Annotated in this window: 2 rRNA genes; both read left to right on the top strand. The window is 51.1% G+C overall.

Annotated features, from left to right (window positions below):
- Nucleotides 1–611 precede the first annotated feature (611 nt).
- Nucleotides 612–2,141, top strand: a 16S ribosomal RNA gene (locus tag VVR27_RS11470).
- A gap of 403 nt (nt 2,142–2,544) precedes the next feature.
- Nucleotides 2,545–5,644, top strand: a 23S ribosomal RNA gene (locus tag VVR27_RS11465).
- Together the 16S and 23S rRNA genes form the textbook arrangement of a ribosomal RNA operon.
- Nucleotides 5,645–5,711 lie beyond the last annotated feature (67 nt).

Below are 5,711 nucleotides of genomic sequence, written 5' to 3'. Positions count from 1 at the left end.
AAGGCCACGGAGCGACAAAACGCCTAATCACATAGTGTTTCCCACTGCTTGAAGAACAAGAGCCTTCGCAGTCACCGAGAAGATCATCTACTGATCATTTGAAGGACAAGCGAAAATCTAAACAACAAACGGTGTGGTCGGCATCACGCAAAAACGAGTTGCCAACCTGCAGGAAACGCGATAGACTAGACGAGTTGCCCAAACAAAAGGGTAACAACAAAACACCATTTGATGACTGATCACAAAACAGTTCATGAACACGCTTCGTGTGTGAATATGATGTGATGCGGTTTGTTGTTTGAAAACTCAATAACGCACTAAAGAACAAATAATGATTCTTTCGTCCAAACTAACACTAAAGTTCAACACAATTCGTTGGACCGTTGGTTTTGGATTTGAACTGATACCAAATAATTAATACAAAGTCGTTCAACCTTCACTTCACGGTGTCGGGAGAGCGCGAATTTGATAATCAGATGGTTTCAGATTGACAGTTTGAGTCACCACATTTTGCTCCTATTAAGCACAGGAGGAGGATCACCCCGTGATCCTTTGGTGGCTCATTTCAATGAGATACAGAAAATTATCAAGCTACTCGATTAAAGAGATTTTTAACGGAGAGTTTGATTCTGGCTCAGGACGAACGCTGGCGGCGTGCTTAACACATGCAAGTCGAACGATGAAGCCCAGCTTGCTGGGCGGATTAGTGGCGAACGGGTGAGTAATACGTGAGTAACCTACCTTTAACTCTGGGATAAGCCTTGGAAACGGGGTCTAATACCGGATACGACCAACCCTCGCATGGGGTGTTGGTGGAAAGGGATTTTGTACTGGTTTTAGATGGGCTCACGGCCTATCAGCTTGTTGGTGAGGTAACGGCTCACCAAGGCGACGACGGGTAGCCGGCCTGAGAGGGTGACCGGCCACACTGGGACTGAGACACGGCCCAGACTCCTACGGGAGGCAGCAGTGGGGAATATTGCACAATGGGCGCAAGCCTGATGCAGCGACGCCGCGTGAGGGATGACGGCCTTCGGGTTGTAAACCTCTTTCAGCAGGGGAGAAGCGAAAGTGACGGTACCTGCAGAAGAAGCGCCGGCTAACTACGTGCCAGCAGCCGCGGTAATACGTAGGGCGCGAGCGTTGTCCGGAATTATTGGGCGTAAAGAGCTTGTAGGCGGTTTGTCGCGTCTGCTGTGAAAGCCCGGGGCTTAACCCCGGGTTTGCAGTGGGTACGGGCAGACTAGAGTGCAGTAGGGGAGACTGGAATTCCTGGTGTAGCGGTGAAATGCGCAGATATCAGGAGGAACACCAATGGCGAAGGCAGGTCTCTGGGCTGTAACTGACGCTGAGAAGCGAAAGCATGGGGAGCAAACAGGATTAGATACCCTGGTAGTCCATGCCGTAAACGTTGGGCACTAGGTGTGGGGAACATTCCACGTTTTCCGCGCCGTAGCTAACGCATTAAGTGCCCCGCCTGGGGAGTACGGCCGCAAGGCTAAAACTCAAAGAAATTGACGGGGGCCCGCACAAGCGGCGGAGCATGCGGATTAATTCGATGCAACGCGAAGAACCTTACCAAGGCTTGACATATACTAGACCGCCTCAGAGATGGGGTTTCCCTTCGGGGCTGGTATACAGGTGGTGCATGGTTGTCGTCAGCTCGTGTCGTGAGATGTTGGGTTAAGTCCCGCAACGAGCGCAACCCTCGTTCTATGTTGCCAGCACGTAATGGTGGGGACTCATAGGAGACTGCCGGGGTTAACTCGGAGGAAGGTGGGGATGACGTCAAATCATCATGCCCCTTATGTCTTGGGCTTCACGCATGCTACAATGGCCGGTACAAAGGGTTGCGATACTGTGAGGTTGAGCTAATCCCAAAAAGCCGGTCTCAGTTCGGATTGGGGTCTGCAACTCGACCCCATGAAGTCGGAGTCGCTAGTAATCGCAGATCAGCAACGCTGCGGTGAATACGTTCCCGGGCCTTGTACACACCGCCCGTCAAGTCACGAAAGTTGGTAACACCCGAAGCCGATGGCCTAACCCCTTGTGGGAGGGAGTCGTCGAAGGTGGGACTGGCGATTGGGACTAAGTCGTAACAAGGTAGCCGTACCGGAAGGTGCGGCTGGATCACCTCCTTTCTAAGGAGCACAACTAGATAGTTGGCCATCTCTGTTCACGAGTGTTGAACAGGTGGTTTGCTCATGGGTGGAATATGAGTTCAGGTTGCAGCTGGCCTTTGGGTTGGTTGTGGTGGAGAGTTTCAGTATTGTTTTTTGGTGTGTTGTTGGGTTTTGAGGCAACAAGGTTTCTTGTTGGTCTCAATGGTATGCCTGGCGCATTGGTGGATAGGACCGTGATGGTTTTTCTGCTGGTGTGGGTGGGTTGTTGTTTGAAAACTGTATAGTGGACGCGAGCATCTTCTAAAGATTGAAGAAATAATCCTAATTCAACATCTTTTGGGTGTTGTTTCTAGTATTTTCTTTGATTCTTTTGATTTGTAACTTAGTTAGTCAAGTAAATGACATCTTGAAATATTTCTGTGTGTAAGTTAATAAGAGCACACGGTGGATGCCTTGGCACTAGAAGCCGATGAAGGACGTGTGAATCTGCGATAAGCCTCGAGGAGTCGATAACAGGACTGTGATTCGAGGATTTCCGAATGGGGAAACCCAGCAAGCCATCATGGTTTGTTACCACCAGCTGAATGTATAGGCTGGTTGGAGGGAACGGGGGGAAGTGAAACATCTCAGTACCCTCAGGAAGAGAAAATAAAATATGATTCTGTGAGTAGTGGCGAGCGAAAGCGGAAGAGACTAAACCTGTGGTGTGTGATACCGGTTGAGGGTTGCATCATGGGGGTTGTGGGAGTCAGCGTGGCAGTTTCAATCGACTGTCGAAGTGATGTTCAAGCATGTAGGTGAAGGCCTTGGGATGGGCTGCCGGAGAAGGTGAGAGTCCTGTAACCGAAATGTGTTTGACCGCTTGTTGGCCACCCGAGTAGCACGGGGCTCGTGGAATCTCGTGTGAATCTGCCAGGACCACCTGGTAAGTCTAAATACTTTCTAGTGACCGATAGTGAATCAGTACCGTGAGGGAATGGTGAAAAGTACCCCGGGAGGGGAGTGAAATAGTACCTGAAACCGTGTGCTTACAAGCCGTTGGAGCCTTTTGGGGTGACAGCGTGCCTTTTGAAGAATGAGCCTGCGAGTTAGTGTTCTGTCGCAAGGTTAACCCGTGTGGGGAAGCCGTAGCGAAAGCGAGTCTGAATAGGGCGTTTGAGTGGCAGGATCTAGACCCGAAGCGGAGTGATCTATCCATGGCCAGGTTGAAGCGACGGTAAGACGTCGTGGAGGACCGAACCCACCTAGGTTGAAAACTGGGGGGATGAGCTGTGGATAGGGGTGAAAGGCCAATCAAACTCTGTGATAGCTGGTTCTCCCCGAAATGCATTTAGGTGCAGCGTTACGTGTTTCTTGCCGGAGGTAGAGCTACTGGATGGCCGATGGGCCCCACAGGGTTACTGACGTCAGCTAAACTCCGAATGCCGGTAAGTCAGAGCGTAGCAGTGAGACAGTGGGGGATAAGCTTCATTGTCGAGAGGGAAACAGCCCAGACCATCAACTAAGGTCCCAAAGCGTGTACTAAGTGGGAAAGGATGTGGAGTTGCTTAGACAACCAGGAGGTTGGCTTAGAAGCAGCCATCCTTGAAAGAGTGCGTAATAGCTCACTGGTCAAGTGATTCTGCGCCGATAATGTAGCGGGGCTCAAGTACACCACCGAAGTTATGGCAATGTATTTTTGAATATGTTGGGTAGGGGAGCGTCGTGTATCCAGTGAAGCTGCGGTGTGAACCAGTGGTGGAGGGTATGCGAGTGAGAATGCAGGCATGAGTAGCGAATCACGGGTGAGAAACCCGTGCGCCGGATGATCAAGGGTTCCAGGGTCAAGCTAATCTGCCCTGGGTTAGTCGGGGCCTAAGGCGAGGCCGACAGGCGTAGTCGATGGATAACGGGTTGATATTCCCGTACCGGTAAAAAACCGTCCATACTGATTTTTTGATGCTAACTGTGAGAAGCCGTTTGTAACCTCTTCGCCTTTTTGGGTGTTGGGGAGCTTGTGGTGGATTGCAGGACCCAATTTTTTGAGGTAAACGTATTAACAGGTGTGACGCAGGAAGGTAGCCAAGCCACGCGATGGTTGTCGTGGTCTAAGCGTGTAGGGTATCCGGTTGTTAAATGCGCCGGTGTTAGCCTGAGACGTGATGGGACCCCTTTTTTGGGGGATTTGGTGATCCTATGCTGCCGAGAAAAGCATCGACGTGAGGTTTTAGCCGCCCGTACCCCAAACCGACACAGGTGATCAGGTAGAGAATACTAAGGCGATCGAGAGAATCATGGTTAAGGAACTCGGCAAAATGTCCCCGTAACTTCGGGAGAAGGGGAGCCTTGAGCGTGATCCACCTATGCGGTGGGGAGCGTGTATGGGTCGCAGAGAATTGGGGGAAGCGACTGTTTATCAAAAACACAGGTCCATGCGAAGTCGTAAGACGATGTATATGGACTGACTCCTGCCCGGTGCTGGAAGGTTAAGAGGATTGGTTAGCCCTTTTGGGCGAAGCTAAGAATTTAAGCCCCAGTAAACGGCGGTGGTAACTATAACCATCCTAAGGTAGCGAAATTCCTTGTCGGGTAAGTTCCGACCTGCACGAATGGAGTAACGACTTCCCTACTGTCTCAACCATGAACTCGGCGAAATTGCAGTACGAGTAAAGATGCTCGTTTCGCGCAGCAGGACGGAAAGACCCCGTGACCTTTACTATAGTTTGGTATTGGCGTTCGGTGTGGCTTGTGTAGGATAGGTGGGAGACTGTGAAGCTGACACGCTAGTGTTGGTGGAGTCGTTGTTGAAATACCACTCTGGTCGCTCTGGATGTCTAACTTCGGCCCGTGATCCGGGTCAGGGACAGTGCCTGATGGGTAGTTTAACTGGGGCGGTTGCCTCCTAAAAAGTAACGGAGGCGCCCAAAGGTTCCCTCAGCCTGGTTGGCAATCAGGTGTTGAGTGTAAGTGCACAAGGGAGCTTGACTGTGAGACTGGCAGGTCGAGCAGGGACGAAAGTCGGGACTAGTGATCCGGCGGTACATTGTGGAATGGCCGTCGCTCAACGGATAAAAGGTACCTCGGGGATAACAGGCTGATCTTGCCCAAGAGTCCATATCGACGGCATGGTTTGGCACCTCGATGTCGGCTCGTCGCATCCTGGGGCTGGAGTTGGTCCCAAGGGTTGGGCTGTTCGCCCATTAAAGCGGTACGCGAGCTGGGTTCAGAACGTCGTGAGACAGTTCGGTCCCTATCCGCTGCGCGCGTTGGAAATTTGAGAAAGGCTGTCCTTAGTACGAGAGGACCGGGACGGACGAACCTCTGGTATGTCAGTTGTACCGCCAGGTGCATGGCTGATTGGCTACGTTCGGGAGGGATAACCGCTGAAAGCATCTAAGCGGGAAGCCTGTTTTGAGATGAGATTTCCTAGCGTTTTTTGAACGTGTGAGGATCCCTATAGATGATGGGGTTGATAGGCCAGGTATGGACGCGGGGAATTCCCGTGGAGTTGACTGGTACTAATAGTCCGAAGGCTTACATATTTTTTTTGAGGTTTGTTGGCTGATTGTTTGTTGGTGTTTGCGTCCACTGTATGGTTTTGAGATAACA

This window comes from Rothia sp. LK2492, from assembly GCF_040946345.1.
GTDB lineage: Bacteria > Actinomycetota > Actinomycetes > Actinomycetales > Micrococcaceae > Rothia > Rothia endophytica.
Note: the sequence above shows the minus strand (reverse complement) of the source record. Positions and strands in the feature narration are given on the sequence as shown.